Raw genomic sequence first — 18159 nt, 5'->3', positions numbered from 1 at the left:
AGATGAAATAAGGAAGGATTAATTGCCACTGTTTAGTATGTCAGCACAAAAGGGACAAAAGATGTATTATGATGGACGAAAGGAAGTTGTAACAATGATTCATTATCGGCTAGGTCAAACTGTTTTAAGTTATCGTAAGAAAAATAATATGACAATTCGTGAATTTGCTGATTATGCAGGAATCAGTACTTCACTTATTAGTCAAATTGAAAGAGGACATGCCAATCCTTCTTTAAATGTATTGGAATTAATAGCGAAAGCATTAAATGTACCGCTGTTTACTCTTTTTATTAATGATATTGATACAGACTCACTTATTTCTAAGAAGAAAGATCGGAAAAAAGTATATCGAGAAAATAATGATCATATTGTTTATGATGTGTTAACACCAGATTTTATGAAAGCTCGCATTGAAATGTTAATGATGGATTTAAACGGATATGCAAATACAACAGAAAGTCATTATTCCCACGAAGATAAGGAAGAAATTGCAGTTGTAATGAAAGGGGAAGTGTATGTGGAATTGGAAGGGAATGAATATTTTTTAGAAGAAGGAGATGTTGTGCGTATTCCACCGAACGTGAAACATAGATTTTTGAATAAGAGTGATGAAATGAATCACATCTTATTTGTATTAACACCTTCCTTAAGCTAAGGAAGTAGCTTAAGGATACATACTAAGTGGTAACATAATAGAAAGTATCAATTACATAAAGATTCGCGTGTATAATAAAACAACTATCTATAAATACATACACATTTGATTTTCACATTGTATGTTTAAGAAGATGAGAGATTTGACAAAAAAATAAGATAGTTCCATGACTATCAAACCAAATAATTCAGATAAAAAAAGAGTGAAAATTTTTAAGGCTTTGGCAGGAGTAAAACGAGAGATTGTTCGTTATTTATTTCATAATCAAAACAAACACAATTGTGGAAGATTGAGACTGCATTAGGGATGAATAAGTATCATCTCAAAATATTATTAGAAGCAAATTTAATTCTTGTTGAGCGACAGGGGCAATTTTAATTTATAACTGTAAAGGAGGAAACCTTTCAAGAGTTTTCACCTGGCTTTTTGCCGACTTTGTAGATGCTAAAAAACCATTTTTATTAGGGTTTAGAGGGGATAAGAGAGATGGAAAATATAAGTGTATTAAAAGATGGGCTTTCAATTATATCTCAATGTAAAAAAGAAACAAATGATATTTGGCATGCACATTTCGGAGCAGCTGCCATTGCTAGTTATTTTTTTACGAAAAACAATAACATTGATGAAAAAACTGCCTGTAACATTTATTCTCAAGCGAAAATGATGCTCCATAAGCAAAGGTTAGGCGAAACAATTGATAATAAACAAGGTGTCGATTATCAAAGTGCTGAAGAAACGATAATTAAATCTTTGGAACAAACGATTGATGAACTCCATTGGGTTGGTCATAATGTAATTTACGCTTCTTTAAGTTTACTAGCCATTAAGGAGTTAAGTCATTGGGGGAGTGAGCAAGATATTAATAATATAGCAAACCTTATATTATCGTTTCAAAAAACAATTCCCGGTAGATCTTGGATTGGTTTTACAACTAAAGAAGTAAAGCAGCTCATTATAAATAATGAGGAGATTCAAAGCGAAATTAAAAACCCGAAGCAATTATCTGGATTTATTTTAAATGAATTATCTGAATTCAATGTTATATAAGGCAGAATCACATCACGATTTAATTGGTCATATGCTTACCTTCTCACATGCGATTAATATATTATATGACTTAGGGCATATAGAATTATTTCAACGAGGAATAAAACCACTATTAAAGCTAGTTTATGTACTTAGAAAAAGTCACAATTTAATGCCGAATGCCCAAATAATATTGAATTCTACTGTAGATCGTTTACCTCTTACAAAAGCAAAACAAGTTGATCCACTTCCGCTAGATAATGCATTCTGGCTTAAAGACTACAGCGAATTTAATTGGGATTTTGGACACATATTTAAATTTTCATATAGTTATTTTGATCACTTAACAAGGATTCCAGAATATAAAGATAAAACATTTGAGAAATTCTGTTGTATTATTAATGTGTAAAAGTGTCTAACTTTAAATTAATAGTAAATGGTACACATTCATAAACTAACATATTTATAAAAAATGGTAGAAAATTATAATGACCTGTAATAATAGGCTTAGTTTAAGTCTCTTTTTTTGTTAGTAGTATGTTGTTTGTTCAAATATGTAAGATTTTACATTAGCATGAGACTTTTACTTATTATGTAAGTAGGCTATACTAAAATACATATATTTTGAAATTGGAGCGAATAAAGACGACATGGAATTAGTGAAGTTAGAAAAAATAATTGAATTGAAAAAAGAAGAATTATTGAATCTAGTCTCAAATTATGGACTTCAACATGAAAAAGTAATAGCACTCAGCCAAGAAATTGACAAATTAATAAACTGGTTTATGTTTTTAAAATAGAAAGAACTATGACGTGAGTTGAATATGTTATAGTTCTTTTTTAATTGGTAATTTAGAAATATATTCGATATACTATCAATAAATAGAATATTCAGTTTTAAAGGAGGGGGATAAATGATACTACATACGCATATTTCAGGTGAAGGGGAACCGATTGTGCTTTTACATTCTGGTGGTATGACAGGTTTAGTAGAGTTTGAAGAACAGGTAGAATTTTTTACAGAAAAACAATATAAAGTAATTCGTCCTGATTTGAGGGGACATGGAGAATCAGGAGGTACATTAGATAATTATTTTCTTTGCTCTGCTGATGATTTGAATGATACACTAGAACATTTGCAAATTAATAGTTGTCATATAGCGGGTGTTTCACTAGGGGGGATAGCCGCTTTATTATTTGCAAAAAAATATCCAGATAAAGTGAGGACATTAACTTTTTCAGGTATCTTTCCTATTGAGCGAGATAATTGGGAAGAGTCTCAGGAGTATGAAGTAAAGTGTCATCAACAGTTGATGGAAAATGAAGAAGTTGTAACTTATATGAATCAAATTCATGTAAAAAGTGATTGGAAAGGGTTGCTGAAATCGTGGCAAGTTAAGGAGTGGTACCCATTTCATGAAACAGGTGATGTAGCTAATCTTCAAGTACCTACACTGTGTATTGTTGGGGGAGATTCAGCAGATGAAGTTACAGCCGCTACAACGTTTAAACAATTAAACAACAATATACATATTGCTGTTATTCCGTTTGCAGGTCATTTAGTGCATAATGATCAGCCTAAAATATATTCATATATATTGTCTAATTTCTTACAGAATGCGCAAGCTGCTAGTCGACTATGATAATTTTTGGTTATAATAATAAAGGAATTATTAATTGTATCGGTTAGGGGCGCAGCAAATATGAAAACAGTCGTTGTCATCGGTGGAGGTATTACTGGACTTTCTACTATGTTTTATTTAGAAAAATTAAAGAAGGATTATAATATAGATTTAAATTTAATCCTTATTGAGAAAGAAGAGTATTTAGGTGGTAAAATCCACAGTGTGGAAGAAAATGATTTTATTATGGAATCTGGAGCAGATTCTATTGTAGCTCGTAATGAACATGTTTTACCGCTTGTAAAAGATTTAAATTTAGAAAATGAAATGGTATATAACGAAACAGGTATTTCTTACATATACTCTGATAACATATTACATCCAATTCCTGCTGACACTATATTTGGGATTCCTATGAGTGTTGAATCATTATTTAGCAGTACGCTAGTCTCAAAAAAAGGGAAAATCGTTGCTTTAAAAGATTTTATTACGAAAAATAAGGAGTTTACAAAGGATACATCACTTGCTGTATTTTTAGAAAGCTTTTTAGGGAAAGAATTAGTGGAAAGACAAATTGCACCTGTGCTGTCAGGTGTATATTCTGGTAAATTGAATGAGCTTACAATGGCATCTACGTTACCATATTTACTTGAGTATAAAAATAAATATGGAAGTATTATTAAAGGTTTTGAAGAGAATAAAAAACAATTTCAGTCAGCAGGAAATAAAAAGTTTGTATCATTTAAAAGTGGACTATCTACGATTATTAATCGCTTAGAAGAAGTGCTGACGGAGACTGTCATTAATAAAGGTGCTGTAACAACAGTGATAAGTAAAAAAGGGGATCGGTATGAGGTTTCTTTTGCAAATCATGAGACAATACAAGCTGATTATGTCGTTTTAGCAGCTCCACATGATATCGCACAAATGTTATTACAGTCTAATGAGTTAAATGAGCATTTTAATAAATTTAAAAATTCATCGCTTATAAGTATTTACTTAGGTTTTGACATACTAGATGAACAACTACCGGCTGACGGCACAGGTTTTATCGTAACGGAAAACAGTGATTTACATTGTGATGCTTGCACATGGACAAGCAGGAAGTGGAAACATACATCTGGTAAACAAAAGCTATTAGTAAGAATGTTTTATAAGAGCACTAATCCAGTATATGAAACGATCAAAAGTTATAGTGAAGAAGAATTAGTACGAGTTGCTTTATATGATATTGAAAAGAGCCTCGGAATTAAAGGTGAACCGGAAGTAATTGAAGTTACAAATTGGAAAGATTTAATGCCGAAATATCATTTAGAACATAATCAAGCTGTTCAATCATTACAAGAAAAATTGGCCGTGCTTTATCCTAATGTATACTTAGCTGGTGCTTCATATTACGGTGTAGGAATTGGTGCTTGTATTGGAAACGGAAAGAATACTGCCAATGAAATAATTACGACATTGAATGAACAGTCAAAATAATAATATTGAATACATATGTAAATAAAATGTCCCTCCAACATAATGGAGGGACATTTTATTTATAATTATTTAACATTAATTACAATCTTTTTATGATTGGCTTTATTCTCTTTAATAGTTAATGTTATTTTTCCAGATTCTTCAAAGGAATACGGTGAGAGCCGATAAAGTTCTTTAATACTATGTTTTTCTTTTAATTTATTTGTAGGAATTAATGTTATATTAGGCTTCCATGTTTCCTGTTTGCCTGAAGGGTAGTCTACTATTATTTCTGGATTATTTAATTGTATTGTTTCCCAAGAGACAAAATACAGTTCAACTTCTGCATCTTTTTTTAGTAATTCTTCTGAGAAATAACCAAACTCACCAACATTACCAAAAACAGTGAAATTTTGATTTTGCAATTTAATATCTAAATATCTAGGTTGATATGTTGCTGCGTGATACATTCCGTATGAAAGAGAGAGTGTGGCAGCGATTAATATACCAACTGAAAATGTCTTAAAGCTATTTCCTTTAAAACTTGTCATCATAAATGAGTTTGGTGTGAATTTTTTTGCGAATAAAAAAATGAGTAAAATGAGCAAGAGGGATAAGCCAATGAAAATATACATAAAGTTTAAGCACCTCCGTAAGAAATATTTACTGTTTTTCTATATTTTAACATGAGAGGGTGTAAATTAGGGGTGGTTTTTAGAGGGGAATTAATAAATACAACGAAGTTATATATTATTAAGAGGATAAACATCGCTAGAAATATTTGATTTGTGGGACATTAAGGACTTTCCTAATTATAAATACTTTTTCTGCTATAATAAATGAGTAGAGAGAAAGGAGTGATCCTATGGTATTTCCTATGTTAGAAACAGAACGCTTGCGCTTAGTTGAAATAGAACAATCTTATTGTCAAAAAATATATGAAATATTCTCATTAGATGAGGTAACGTGTTATTACGGTATGAATTCTTTTACTGAGTTTGGACAAGCTTCACGTATGATTGAATCTTTTTCAAAAAATTACTTTGAGAAAAAGGCAATGCGTTGGGGGATTGTATTAAAAGACACAAATAATTTAGTAGGAACAATTGGATTAAATAATTTACAACTTTGGAGTAAACGCTCAGAGATTGGATATGATTTGCATCCTCGTTATTGGGGGAATGGTTATGCTTCTGAAGCTGCTCGAGAAATTATTACTTATGGATTTCGAGATTTAGGCTTATTTAGAATTGGAGCTATTACATATCCTGAAAATATAACTTCGTGTAATATGTTATCTAAATTAGGTTTTCAACAAGAAGGGCTGTTACGTGGATACATTCATCAAGGGAATAAACAACACGATGCATTAATGTATTCTATTGTACGAACAGATGTAGAGGATATTCATTATTAATAAAAAAGCCCCTCTTATTTAAAATAAGAGGGGCTTGTAAAAATCAACCTATTTTAGGTAATAAACGTTCTCCGCTTTTCATACTACTTTTACATAAAGGGCATTTAGGCTCTTCTTCAAATGAAAAGTTCTTTCTCATCCATCCTAAACAATCCTCTGATTCACATTCCCAAACAGGGGTTTGTTCTGGTGGTACTTCTGCTACATCGTTCTTTCGATTGCGATACATGTAACCACTCCTTTTATGTAAAAATTTTTAGTTATATATTAAAAAGGTTGTTAACCGAGCTGGTAACAACCTTTTTATTGATTGAATTATAGCTTTACAACGTTTTTAGCTTGAGGTCCACGGTTACCGTCTTCAACTTCGAAGCTAACTTCTTGACCTTCGTCAAGAGATTTGAAGCCGTCGCCAGTGATAGCTGAGAAGTGAACGAATACGTCGCTACCGTCTGCAACTTCGATGAAACCGAAACCTTTTTCGCTGTTAAACCATTTTACTTTACCTGTTAATGTCATGGTAATGCCTCCTAAAATTTAAAAAGATTACAATATGATCGGCCTTATTCGATTGAAAATAAAAGTTCACATATTATCAAAAATCCATAAGGAGTACAAAACATTCCTGATTGATACTTGATAATATGCAAAGAAAATATAGTGCTAAATTGACCTTAATTACTATCTTACAACAAATGGTGGGAAATAGCAAGTGTTGGGAAAATCAAGAAAAAATAGGGGGTTTTATAGCAAAAGGCACAAAGACATCTCTTTTATTTATATATTATGCCTAATTTGGATTTATGCTAAACTGAGAACATTTTAATTAATAAGTATGTATAAGGGAAAGGATAGATATATTTAAGAACAGTTGTGATTTATTTGTTTAGGAGGAGAGAATATTGCGAAATACTCAATTTAAAATAATCGAAGCTGCGAAAGAAGGAAGAAGAAAAGTTCATCCTATTTTAGCTGTAATACTAGCTATTGTATTTTTAACTCTAGGTGAATTTTTTATGTTATTTATGCTGTTTTTACCGAAAGCGGATACATCATTTGTAAAGGCAATTTATAATAATATTGAGATGATATTAACGTTTGGTGGGGCTATATTTTTTATTTTTTTATGGATTAGGTTTGTAGAAAAAAGGTCATTTTCATCCATTGGTTTTTGGAAAGTGCAATGGATGAGAAATTACTTGAGAGGTGCGTTAATAGGATTTGTCTTCATTTCAATGCCAGTAATTGTACTTGTATTAACAGGGATTGTAAAACTACAAATGCAACAAATTACGGCAACCGCCATATTTGGTATTGTAGGATCTTTAATTGCTTTTTTAATACAAGGTGCAACGGAAGAAATTATTGTACGAGGCTGGTTGTTTCCAGTTATTTCTGTTAGAAGTCGTATATGGATTGGGATTGTAGTGACGTCCTTTTTATTTGGCTTTCTTCATTTACTTAATCCTGGTATTACAATTCTTTCAATATCGAATATAATATTAGTTGGTGTATTTGCAGCATTTTACGTTTTAAAAGACAGTAGTCTTTGGGGGATATGCGCGTGGCATTCCATTTGGAATTGGGCGCAATATAACGTCTATGGTTTTGCAGTTAGTGGCATGACGATATATTCAACGCCGCTATTTAAACCTGTAACAAATGGGTCAGAAGTGCTTCATGGAGGCTCATTTGGTATTGAAGGTAGTATCATTACAACAATAATGCTTTCTATCGCTTCAATTGTTTTATGGAGACAGTTATGGGGGAGAAGAGTGAAACAACGAGATTTCAGTTAATGAAAGTGGGAGAAACTATGGGGATTATAGCGTTTGAGGGAGCGAGTGCTGTTGGTAAGAGTAGCACATGCCGTGAACTAGAAAACAATTATGGAGCATTCATTATACCTGAAGTGAATTTTTTATTTGAAAGACCAAAAAATGAACATAGAACATGGTATTTTGAAAAACAAGTAGAGCGCTGGAATATAGCAGTGCAGAAGTCGCAGCAATATGAATTAGTAATACTCGATGGGGATATATATCAGCCACTTAGTTATAATTGGTGTTTTCATTTTGATATATTTAATCAGCCGTTATCTTTAATAGAAAACTTTTATAAAGAAAAGATGATAAATAGAGAAATTGGTTTTCCAGATCAATATTTTTATTTATATACAAGTGATGAAGAGCTTAGAAAACGGAAAGAGTCTGATGGGACGAAAAAAAGAAGAAACTTTGAAAAACATTTACATATATCTAAAGCATTTCAGCGTTATTATGAAAATCTCAATACCGTCACAGACGGGTACTGTAAATTGATTGAAGCAAAAAGTATAAAGTCGAATGAATTAGAAATTGTGAAAAGTTTAAACAGCTTAAAAGTATGTGAAGAAAGACGTTTTGATGTTTCGAGGTTAGATGTTATTACGAAGTGGTTAAAAGAAAATCGTGCATAAAGTAAAAACAACGAGTGTTTTAGAAGGCGCTCGTTGTTTTTTTGTTTCCATATAAATATAAAGGGAAATTTTGTAGAATATCTTTATTTTTTAACAGAATAATCTTTCAATTTCACGAAAAAAGAAATACAATATAAGGAAATATATATAAATAATATGATAGGGGATGGGATGAACTATTTTGAATGAAGGAACTGTTTTATATAAGAAATAATGAGGTAGTAAGAACAGAGATATTTGGGAGGAAACAAGCAAGATGAAAACATTATTTAAAATCATAGGAATTATAGCTGGTATGGCGGTAATCGGGGTAGGTGTAACGTATGGTATGCTGTATTATCTGAATAATAGTAAACCAGCTGCGAAAAAGGCATCACCAGCCGCTCCGGCAGTAGAAGTGCTAGCTGATAGTAATGTAAAAGCTGAAGATGCAAAGCTTTTAGAAAATGGCAATCATTCATTACCGAATAGTGGTTTTAATAAAAATTTTAAGTGGACAGATGAGAACATACAGACAGCACTACATGAAATGGCACATCAAAAAACGAAAGCTGATCAAAAATGGGGCTATATTTTTATTACACAAGAACGTATTGAAAGTTTACTCGAAATTATAAATAGTAATGATGTTGCACAAAAAAGTACATATGTGGATATTTTAGAACGATGGAAACAAGGAAAATATGAAAAGGTTGATGTAGACCACAACAAGATTTGGAAATTACAAAGTGGGAATTTAGGAGAAGGGAAAGGAGTAATGTCAGAAAAGGAGCAAAAAGAATTAATTAATCAAGTTTTTATACAAAAAGGTACATATTCAGGTAGTAAATTAATTGCAGGTGAGGTACAAGCTAATAAATAATATACATATTGATTTTGAAACACCTGTATTGTTATGAACACAAATGTTTTAATAAAAATGAGTAATTGCTTTTTAGAGCAGTTACTCATTTTTGTTATTACTCGCTTACTTTTCTATTCTCTCTAATAATGTAAGAAACGATTGCAAAACTGGGGATATCCATCTAGATTTATGATAGATTACGTGGCTTTGAATGACGGCTGGAGTTTCGATGGGCTGAAAACAGAGTTGTTCTTTTTGATTACTTTCTTGTACAACGATGTAAGGGAGAATAGAAATTCCTAACTCACACATAACGGATTGTTTAATGACTTCAACATTGGAAGTCTCAAATGTTTTATTAGGATTTCTTCCGCTTTGACGTAAAAAACGATCTACCATTGGTCTATAGCCACAGCTTTGTTCTGTAAATATAAATTGAGTATTTTGTAATAAAAGGAGTGGATCAGTGTTTGAAGGGAAATGAGCAGGGAAAATCCATCCAAATGTTTCATTACATAAATTGCACGTAATAAAATCATTATGCTCTATACTTTCTCCAATTATGAAGATAACATCGGTTTCTCCTTCATGTAATTTTTTCAATGCTTGCTCATTGGTATTTGTCTCAAGTACGATATTTACTTTCGGATTTTCCTGTTTGTAAGTACGTAATAATTGTGGTAACCGATACACTGCCAATGATTCATTAGATGTAATAGCCAATGTTCCTTCTAAATGGTCACTGTTTTGAGGGATTTCTTGCGCTTTATCATAAATAGTAAGTAATTCTAATGCATACGGATGAAATTGATGACCTGCTTTTGTAAGAAGTATTTTTTTTCCTAATCGATCGAATAGGGGAATGTTTAAATCGTTCTCTAATGCTTTAATATGGGCTGTCACAGTAGATTGCGCATAACCTAATGCATGAGCAGCTTTAGAAAAGCTACCATATTTAACAATGGCACAAAATGTTTTAACATGTCTCATTTCCATAAATGATACCTCTTTTATTATCATGATTTGTGAATGATTATATCATGTATTTCAATTTTTCAAATCATTAAATTTCTTTTAAAATTAAGTTGTGGAGAAATTCATTCAATTGAAAATGGAGGAGAAAAAATGAGTGAAAAGAGCTATCATGTAGCTGTAGTTGGAGCTACAGGTGCAGTAGGGCAAAAAATCATTGCATTGTTAGAGAGAGTAACGAAATTTAATATAGAAGAAATTACATTACTCTCGTCAAAACGATCTGCTGGTAAGATAGTACAATTTAAAGGACGAGAGATTAAAATACAAGAGGCAAAATCAACTAGTTTTGAAGGTGTAGACATTGCCTTTTTTAGCGCTGGGGGAGAAGTTTCTAGACAATATGTAAATCATGCAGTTTCTAGTGGTGCAATCGTAATTGACAACACAAGTGAATACCGAATGGCACACGATGTACCACTTGTCGTTCCAGAAGTAAATGCACATACTTTAAGGGAACATAAAAGGATCATTGCAGTTCCGAATTGCTCAGCACTACAGATGGTAACAGCTCTTCAGCCAATTCGAAAATCATTTGGTTTAGAACGAATTATTGTTTCAACGTATCAAGCCGTATCAGGCTCAGGAATTCATGCGATTCATGAATTAAAAGAACAAGCTAAGTCAATGCTTACAGGTGAAGAAGTGAAGAGCACTATATTACCAGTGAAAAAAGATAAAAAACATTATCCAATTGCATTTAATGTATTGCCGCAAGTGGATATATTTACAGACAATGATTTCACATTCGAAGAAGTAAAGATGATTCAAGAGACGAAGAAAATTTTAGAAGATCCAAATCTGAAAATGGCAGCTACTTGCGTCAGAGTTCCAGTTGTATCGGGGCATTCTGAATCAGTTTATATTGAACTTGAAAAAGAAGCGACCGTTGCAGAAATTAAAGAAGTACTACTGAATGCACCAGGTGTTATTTTACAAGATAATCCTAGTGAACAAATTTATCCAACGCCATTATATGCAGAGGGTAAAAGAGATACATTTGTAGGTAGAATACGCAAAGATCCGGATACGCCAAAAGGATTTCATCTTTGGATTGTTTCTGATAATTTATTAAAAGGTGCGGCTTGGAACTCAGTTCAAATCGCAGAGACATTGGTGGAAAAGGGGATTATTTAGTATAAATTTATATAAACATTGAAAATAGGAGGATATATGGGAAACCGTTAATTATAATGGTTTCCCATTTTTTACTTAATGAGTATTCTCCTAACTTCAATTTGAATTTAATGTAAGTTAGTTTTTATAGTGTTTCTATAAATATCAATTTTATTTGCAGAGAATTTTAAAAATCTAGGCTCTCCATTAATTGTGAGATAAATATTAATTGAGATTGGCATCTCAACCTTTTTCACTACATCTTCTATAGCAAAATACTCATTTTCTTTTTCGTTATAAAAAAAAATGGAACTAATTAATACCTCGTTATTTTCAATATCAATACTACACATCATAGGGAATTTCTCATATAAAAAAGTGCTAACACGTATGCGGAATAGACATAAAACATCGCTGATTTGCCATTCATAAAAATAGACTTTTCTTAGCAGAAATCACTAATTATAAATACTTATAAAATTAGCTCTGATATAGCAGATATTGAAGCGAAGAAAAATAAAGATGGGAGTGCATATTGGAAATACGAAGATGACCAAACAAAATTATGGAATATACGACTATAGAACTAGAAAATGATGACATAAATCTAAATATTATTGTTTAAATTCATATTTTATAATGTCCATTTAGCCCGCATTAACTGCCCGTAAACCCCCTCTGATTAAAGTTTCACTTTATAAAAATGAGCCCATAGTAAAAATAACCTAAAAATAGGCATATGAACAAGGTGCATCATCTAGTGATAGGTCATATTTTGTTGGTGTACGTATTGAACTTAGTTTAGCCCGCTATTTGTGGGCAGTAAAACTCCCACCTCAAAATTCAACTGGAGCAAAGAAATTAGGTGGGAGCCCTGCTGCCAGTAAACGCCCGATTGGTGCGGGCTAATAATCAGTGGGGGATGAACAAAACCCCTACTGATTAAAGTTTCACTTTATAGCGCTATTTCTACTTAGATTTAACGAACAGAAATATAGGAAAGTATCGATGGGGTTTTAGTTTATAAACGGAGGTCATGAAGATGAATAATTTTCAACAAGAACTACAAGCGTTAAGCCTTAATGATTATCAGCCTGGAAATATTGTGTATTGGGACCAGCAAAACCAATATCCATATTACTATATTACAGATGATGCTCGTCGCTGTGGCGGCGGTGGCGGTGGTCGTTGTGGTGGTTGTGGCGGCGGTGGTCGTTGTGGCGGTGGTCGTTGTGGTGGATTCCGTTGTTTTGGTTGCTTCGGTTGCTTTAGTTGTTTTGGTTGTGGTGGTTGCTCTAATTGCTCTAATTGTTTTGATGGTTTTAATGGTACTACTGTAACATTTGAATATTGATAAGAGACAAAAAGGAATCCATTTTGAAAAAAGATTGATCGAAACGGATTCCTACTTTGTGAAGCATTATATAATTTTTATAAAAATGTGCTAACAAGTTTGCAAACGGACTTGCTAACACCTATACGAAATAGACATAAAATATCGCTGATGTGTAGCTTAATAATACGATAATAATTTAGCACTTATAATGAATAATAGGTTATTAGAAAAGAAACCATAAAATGTAATGTTTTATATCATAATAAAAAGAGATTATTCTAATAGGTCGTTGTGTAACGGCTGCATAGGATAATCTCTTTTTATGCTTATTTTTGTAAAGAATGTACTGTTATTTTGAGTTGCTCAATAAATTTCCGGGTAGCAGCGCACATATATTTATCTCTTCTATAAATAAGTCCTATATCTATTGTTGGAGTGGGGTTTTCAATTTTAATAGCTTGTATGTGCTCATTTTGCAAAAAGTCTATATATGGTTTTGGTAACACGGTAATCCCCATACCTTGTGCGACCATTTGAATTAAAGATTCCATTGTACTAATTTCTAAAATTGGCTTTGGTTTAAAGTTAAAGTTTTGGCAATGAGATGTAATTAGTTCTGTTAAATAGAAATTTTTAGGTAGAAGAATTAAAGGATAGTCCTGTAATTCTTCAATAGATACATACTTACGTTCAGTTAAAGAATGGCTGGTTGGCACGACTAATGTAAGTTCACTTTTATATAGTGGGATAGAAACAATCTCTTTATCTTGCACCGGGAGAAATGTAATACCAATATCTAATTCATTTTGTAATAATTTTTCACGAATTTCTCCTGTACGAAGCCCCAACACAGAGAGTTCGATATTTGGATATTGCTTATTGAAATCTAATATAGCTGGTGGTAGTAAATAATTTACTACGGTTAACAAAGATCCTATTGTTAAGGAACCATGATGTAATCCATTTAAATCTTGAATGGCAGAACGAGCTTGTTCGACTTCGTGAAAGATTGTTTTACTGTGCGATAATAAAACTCTGCCTGCTTCAGTTAAAGATATTTTTTTACCAATTCGATCGAAAAGTGGCATGCCTACTTCATGTTCTAATGCACGTATTTGTTGGCTTAGTGAAGGTTGTGAAATATTTAATTTCTCGGCTGCTTTTGTGAAATGTAATTCTTTCGAAACAGCTAAAAAGTATTCTAATTGTCGTAATTCGATTGAAATCACCTCAAGTTTAATCATAGGATATACCTATCATTATTATATAAATAATTGAATTGAACAATGGTTTTGTGGGATATATAATCACTTTATCAGAAATGGATTGATTAAAAAATTAGATGAGGTGAAGAAGAATTGTTGAAATCTAGTGTATTACCGGGTAGTTATTCACAAGTACTTCAAAAAAGGTATGAGGAGGCTGTACCGACAGGAATATATCATTTAACGCCTTTATATGTAAAAGAAGCAAGGGGAGCGATAATAACAGATGTAGATGGAAATCAGTTTATTGATTTTGCTGGTGGAATTGGTATGCAAAATGTTGGACATTGTCATCCGAAAGTTGTAAGAGCGGTACAAAAACAAGCAGAATCATTTATACATCCTTGTTTTCATGTAACTCCATATGAAAATTATATTACTTTAGCGGAGAAAATTAATGAGAAAGTGCCAGGTACAAGTAAGAAAAAAACGATGTTTGCCAATAGTGGTGCGGAAGCGATTGAAAATGCTGTAAAGATCGCACGTAAAGTAACAGGGAGGAGTAAAGTAATTTCGTTTGAACGAGGATTTCATGGGAGAACATTAATGACAATGTCTCTATCGACCAAAGAAACTCCATATAAAGCAGGATTTGGTCCGTTCGTTTCAGACATGCATATATTGCCGTATCCGTACTATTACAGAGCTGAAGAAGGAGTTTCTACTGAAGAAGTGGATTCTCAAGTCATCTATCAGTTTGAAAAGTTTTTAGAAGAAGTATCACCTGAAAAAGTAGCAGCAATCGTAATGGAACCAGTACAAGGAGAAGGTGGGTTTATTGTTCCTTCTATTACATTTGTAAAACGATTACGAGAAATTTGTAATCAATACGGTATTTTAATGATAATGGATGAAGTGCAAACTGGATTTGGCCGAACAGGGAAATGGTTTGCAACAGAACATTTTCATATAGAGCCTGACATAATGACTTTGTCAAAATCAATTGCTGGCGGTTTACCATTAAGTGCTATTGTCGGTCGTGCGGAGTTGATGGACATTCCTGGGAGAGGACAAATTGGTGGAACTTTTGCAGGTAGTCCGTTATCTTGTGCAGCTGGTCTTGCTGTATTTGAAATAATGGAAGAAGAAAATCTAGTTGAAAGGGCTCAGCAAATTGGAAATAGAATAATGTTACATCTACATCAAATGCAATTAAAGTACGAAGTGATTGGTGATGTTCGTGGAATCGGTGCGATGGTTGCAATGGAACTTGTAACGAATCGCATAACGAAAGAACCTGCAAAACAACTAACAGTAAAGCTAATTGAAGATTTTTGGAAGAATGGGCTTATAAGTATTGGAGCGGGGATATTTGATAATGTACTACGCTTTTTACCACCTCTAGTTATCTCAAACGAAGAAATAGATAGAGGGTTTGAAATAATAAATGAGTCTTTTGAAAAGTTGTGCCGCAAGTAAGAGGAGGAATTTGAATGACTAAAGTATATGAAATCCTATCCTTAAATATAGGACTACCAAAAGAGGTTATGTATGGTGGGAAGTTAATTCAAACAGGGATAAACAAAAAGCAAGTAAAGGAACCTGTTTTTTTATCATTTTTAAAGTTTAATGGAGATGGACAGGCGGATTTAGTTCATCATGGAGGGGTAGATAAAGCGGTTTGTGTTTATACTGGTGACCACTATCCTTACTGGGAAAAAGAGTTGAATCAGGAACTTGTATATGGGGCTTTCGGTGAAAATATAACAGTAAGCGGAATGCGTGAAGAAGATGTTTGTATTGGTGACACGTTTCAACTCGGAGAAGCGATTGTACAAGTAACGCAGCCAAGACAACCTTGTTTTAAATTAGCGAAGAAATATAATATTCCAAAGTTGCCATTATATTTTCAAGATACAGGATACACAGGTTTTTATTTTCGAGTATTAAAAGAAGGGTGGATATTACCGGTAGATACTTTAAAATTGTTGAAGCCTGATCCAAAAGGTGTGTCAATTTTGTTTGCGAATCGCATAATGCATAAAGAAAAACAAAACTCTGAGGGATTAAAAAGGATTTTAGAAGTAAATGCACTGTCTACTAGTTGGAGAAAGACGTTTGAAAAGCGAGTGAAGGGAGAAGAAATTAGTACGAAGGAGCGACTTGAGGGAACCAAAGAATAGGTGAATTATATTTGCATAAAATGGTGTATTTCTATTATCGGAAAGATAAGTAGGAAGCACCATTTGCTATATAATAAACATGATATTATTCAAAAATCTTAATACTAGTTTATTCGACTTGTTTTTTAATAATCAAAACATAAAATAAATTAAACCATTTTTAAAAGTTTTATGATACTATATTGATTTGAAAGGCCTATTTTTTGAGAGTAGGTCATATAAGTATATCTAAATTAATGGAATCGACGTATGGAGGGACAACATGGGGAATGTTAAAAAAATGGCAAACTTTCTATTAGAAGAACCGAGAAGAGAACAGTTATTTCCTTTATTTGAAGAAGTGTTTGGGATTACGAGCCAAACATTGCAGGATTTTTCAGAGAAAGGGTATTGGGATTATACATATAAAGCATTATCATTTTTACAAGATGATAATGCGATTGCAAATGTTGCGGCATTTTCACTTCCGCTTTTAATTAATGGTGAAAAAATAAATGCAACGGGTATTCAATCAGTAATGACACATCCGAATTATCGTAGACGAGGATTAATGAAACAATTGTTTAGTAAGATGATAGAGGAAATTGATGAGCAATGCGAGTGTGCGGTCTTGTTTACTGAAAATCCGGAACTATATAAACCATTTGGTTTTCAAATTGTGCAAGAATATTTGATGACAGTATCATGCGAAAATAAAGGTTACAAAGATTCTCAACTTAAAAAGTTAGATTTTTATAATGAAGAGGATAGACAATTAATACATGAGATTATTGAAAATGGCCAAAGGCTTTCTAATAAATTTTCAACGTTAAATTACCGCTCTTCGTTTTATTTAAATATGTATGATTCAACATGGAATGAAAACCTTTATTATTCAGAGAAATTAGATGCGCTGATTGTTTTTACAGTAGAAAATCAAAAACTAAAATTATTTGGAGTATTTGCGCCGGTAATTCCGATTTTAGATGAATTATGTGAGGAAATCTCTGGGGAATTTACGGAGATTGAATTTTATTTCTACCCAGATCAATTAGGAATTGATGATGTACAATATACAGAATTACAGACTAGTAAGTATTTAATGGTTCGAAGTAATAAAGAATTAGATTTTAAAGGTTATAAATTCCCGGTATTAACTGAGTTTTAAATATTAATTTAAATGCTTTTTTATGGAGGAATTATGAAAACATCATATATACCAAATCATATTGAGCAACTTACTGTAATGAACGCACCTAAATTTTACAAACTTGAAGACAATGATACATTCATTGTCCATTCGAAAGAAGAAACAGATTTTTGGCTGAAAACCCATTATGGTTTTGAAGTAATGAATGGCCATGTATTTTATGATGAGATAATGACAGATTTTCAGGCTGAGGTTCAATTGCGCATGAATCCAAATGCGACATACGATCAAGCGGGTTTATTTGTTATGATTTCTGAGAAGTGTTGGTTAAAAACATCTTTAGAATATATTCCTGAGGGCCCATCACATTTAGGTGCTGTCGTAACGAATAATGGCTATTCTGATTGGTCAACGCAAGACTATCCAAATGAGTTTGCTAAGCAACAATCAAGTTTTCAAATTATTCGAAAACTTGGCGATTATACAATATATGTGAAAACGAGTCAGCGATGGGAACAAATAAGAATCGCTCATTTGATGGAGGACATAGGTAATGAGCCTGTTAAAATTGGTTTTTATACGTGTAGTCCTTCTGAAAATAATGGATTCGAGACCGAGGTTTTCGATTTTAAAATTGAACAAATATAGATGGGAAAACCGCATTCTTACTAAATG

19 protein-coding genes and 2 pseudogenes are annotated in these 18159 nt (G+C 32.5%); 15 read left to right on the top strand and 6 right to left on the bottom strand.

The window, feature by feature from the left end:
• The first annotated feature begins 37 nt into the window (after positions 1 to 37).
• The 5 genes and pseudogenes from AC1DS7_RS01550 (at position 38) to AC1DS7_RS01530 (ending at position 4785) form a co-directional block, all read left to right on the top strand.
• Positions 38 to 655: a helix-turn-helix domain-containing protein gene (locus tag AC1DS7_RS01550; RefSeq protein ID WP_002031957.1), complete on the top strand. Its 618-nt coding sequence runs from the start codon at positions 38 to 40 to the stop codon at positions 653 to 655.
• 486 nt (positions 656 to 1141) lie between these two features.
• Positions 1142 to 2090, top strand: a pseudogene (locus AC1DS7_RS01545) (hypothetical protein).
• A gap of 241 nt (positions 2091 to 2331) precedes the next feature.
• Entirely contained in the window at positions 2332 to 2481 is a 150-nt protein-coding gene (locus AC1DS7_RS01540; RefSeq protein ID WP_002012842.1) for an aspartyl-phosphate phosphatase Spo0E family protein, read from the top strand.
• A gap of 114 nt (positions 2482 to 2595) precedes the next feature.
• Entirely contained in the window at positions 2596 to 3324 is a 729-nt protein-coding gene (locus AC1DS7_RS01535) for an alpha/beta fold hydrolase (protein ID WP_002141734.1), read from the top strand.
• A gap of 60 nt (positions 3325 to 3384) precedes the next feature.
• Entirely contained in the window at positions 3385 to 4785 is a 1401-nt protein-coding gene (locus AC1DS7_RS01530) for a protoporphyrinogen oxidase (protein WP_215589017.1), read from the top strand.
• 65 nt (positions 4786 to 4850) lie between these two features.
• On the opposite strand, the gene AC1DS7_RS01525 is transcribed toward AC1DS7_RS01530, so the two are convergent.
• A complete protein-coding gene (locus tag AC1DS7_RS01525; protein ID WP_002127343.1) occupies positions 4851 to 5399 on the bottom strand; it encodes a hypothetical protein in 549 nt (182 codons plus the stop codon).
• A 230-nt stretch (positions 5400 to 5629) separates the two neighbouring features.
• On the opposite strand from AC1DS7_RS01525, the gene AC1DS7_RS01520 reads away from it, so the two are divergent.
• Positions 5630 to 6181, top strand: coding sequence for a GNAT family N-acetyltransferase (locus AC1DS7_RS01520; RefSeq protein ID WP_002031946.1), 552 nt, complete (start codon positions 5630 to 5632; stop codon positions 6179 to 6181).
• Between the two features lie 43 nt (positions 6182 to 6224).
• On the opposite strand, the gene AC1DS7_RS01515 is transcribed toward AC1DS7_RS01520, so the two are convergent.
• Positions 6225 to 6410 carry a cold-shock protein gene (locus AC1DS7_RS01515; RefSeq protein ID WP_000286202.1) on the bottom strand — a complete coding sequence of 62 codons (186 nt, stop codon included), beginning with the start codon at positions 6408 to 6410 and terminating at the stop codon, positions 6225 to 6227.
• A gap of 86 nt (positions 6411 to 6496) precedes the next feature.
• Complete coding sequence (gene cspD, locus AC1DS7_RS01510) at positions 6497 to 6700, bottom strand: cold-shock protein CspD (protein ID WP_002012849.1); 204 nt, start codon at positions 6698 to 6700, stop codon at positions 6497 to 6499.
• Positions 6701 to 7083: 383 nt separating this feature from the next.
• Here cspD and AC1DS7_RS01505 point away from each other — a divergent pair, with 383 nt between their 5' ends.
• From AC1DS7_RS01505 to AC1DS7_RS01495, 3 genes are all read left to right on the top strand, one after another.
• The gene (locus AC1DS7_RS01505; protein ID WP_215589018.1) at positions 7084 to 7980 is read left to right on the top strand and encodes a CPBP family intramembrane glutamic endopeptidase; all 897 of its coding nucleotides are present in this window, start codon (positions 7084 to 7086) and stop codon (positions 7978 to 7980) included.
• 17 nt (positions 7981 to 7997) lie between these two features.
• Positions 7998 to 8639: an AAA family ATPase gene (locus AC1DS7_RS01500; protein ID WP_061688797.1), complete on the top strand. Its 642-nt coding sequence runs from the start codon at positions 7998 to 8000 to the stop codon at positions 8637 to 8639.
• 256 nt (positions 8640 to 8895) lie between these two features.
• Positions 8896 to 9501 (top strand): PRK06770 family protein, encoded by a 606-nt coding sequence (locus tag AC1DS7_RS01495; RefSeq protein ID WP_002085644.1) that lies wholly within the window; start codon positions 8896 to 8898, stop codon positions 9499 to 9501.
• A gap of 105 nt (positions 9502 to 9606) precedes the next feature.
• On the opposite strand, the gene AC1DS7_RS01490 is transcribed toward AC1DS7_RS01495, so the two are convergent.
• Entirely contained in the window at positions 9607 to 10479 is an 873-nt protein-coding gene (locus AC1DS7_RS01490) for a LysR family transcriptional regulator (protein WP_215589019.1), read from the bottom strand.
• Between the two features lie 129 nt (positions 10480 to 10608).
• Between AC1DS7_RS01490 and AC1DS7_RS01485 the strand changes: the two genes are divergently transcribed.
• Complete coding sequence (locus AC1DS7_RS01485; RefSeq protein WP_002141744.1) at positions 10609 to 11652, top strand: aspartate-semialdehyde dehydrogenase; 1044 nt, start codon at positions 10609 to 10611, stop codon at positions 11650 to 11652.
• A gap of 107 nt (positions 11653 to 11759) precedes the next feature.
• On the opposite strand, the pseudogene AC1DS7_RS01480 reads toward AC1DS7_RS01485, so the two are convergent.
• A pseudogene (locus tag AC1DS7_RS01480) lies at positions 11760 to 11999 on the bottom strand (hypothetical protein); the annotation flags it as partial.
• Positions 12000 to 12673: 674 nt separating this feature from the next.
• Between AC1DS7_RS01480 and AC1DS7_RS01475 the strand changes: the two are divergent.
• Complete coding sequence (locus AC1DS7_RS01475) at positions 12674 to 12985, top strand: heterocycloanthracin/sonorensin family bacteriocin (protein WP_476998721.1); 312 nt, start codon at positions 12674 to 12676, stop codon at positions 12983 to 12985.
• Positions 12986 to 13293: 308 nt separating this feature from the next.
• On the opposite strand, the gene AC1DS7_RS01470 is transcribed toward AC1DS7_RS01475, so the two are convergent.
• The gene (locus tag AC1DS7_RS01470) at positions 13294 to 14196 is read right to left on the bottom strand and encodes a LysR family transcriptional regulator (protein WP_085963395.1); all 903 of its coding nucleotides are present in this window, start codon (positions 14194 to 14196) and stop codon (positions 13294 to 13296) included.
• Positions 14197 to 14325: 129 nt separating this feature from the next.
• Here AC1DS7_RS01470 and gabT point away from each other — a divergent pair, with 129 nt between their 5' ends.
• The 4 genes from gabT to AC1DS7_RS01450 all read left to right on the top strand — a co-directional run bounded on the left by gabT (position 14326) and on the right by AC1DS7_RS01450 (position 18132).
• Positions 14326 to 15651 carry a 4-aminobutyrate--2-oxoglutarate transaminase gene (gene gabT / locus AC1DS7_RS01465; protein WP_002136283.1) on the top strand — a complete coding sequence of 442 codons (1326 nt, stop codon included), beginning with the start codon at positions 14326 to 14328 and terminating at the stop codon, positions 15649 to 15651.
• A gap of 14 nt (positions 15652 to 15665) precedes the next feature.
• Entirely contained in the window at positions 15666 to 16355 is a 690-nt protein-coding gene (locus AC1DS7_RS01460; protein ID WP_002136285.1) for an MOSC domain-containing protein, read from the top strand.
• A gap of 262 nt (positions 16356 to 16617) precedes the next feature.
• Positions 16618 to 17502 carry a GNAT family N-acetyltransferase gene (locus AC1DS7_RS01455; RefSeq protein WP_002085624.1) on the top strand — a complete coding sequence of 295 codons (885 nt, stop codon included), beginning with the start codon at positions 16618 to 16620 and terminating at the stop codon, positions 17500 to 17502.
• Between the two features lie 33 nt (positions 17503 to 17535).
• A complete protein-coding gene (locus AC1DS7_RS01450; protein ID WP_215589020.1) occupies positions 17536 to 18132 on the top strand; it encodes a DUF1349 domain-containing protein in 597 nt (198 codons plus the stop codon).
• Positions 18133 to 18159: the final 27 nt, after the last annotated feature.

It is taken from the genome of Bacillus sp. P4_E1, from assembly GCF_056401715.1.
The sequence above is the reverse complement of the archived record's forward strand: the minus strand, read 5'-3'. Positions and strand labels throughout refer to the sequence as shown.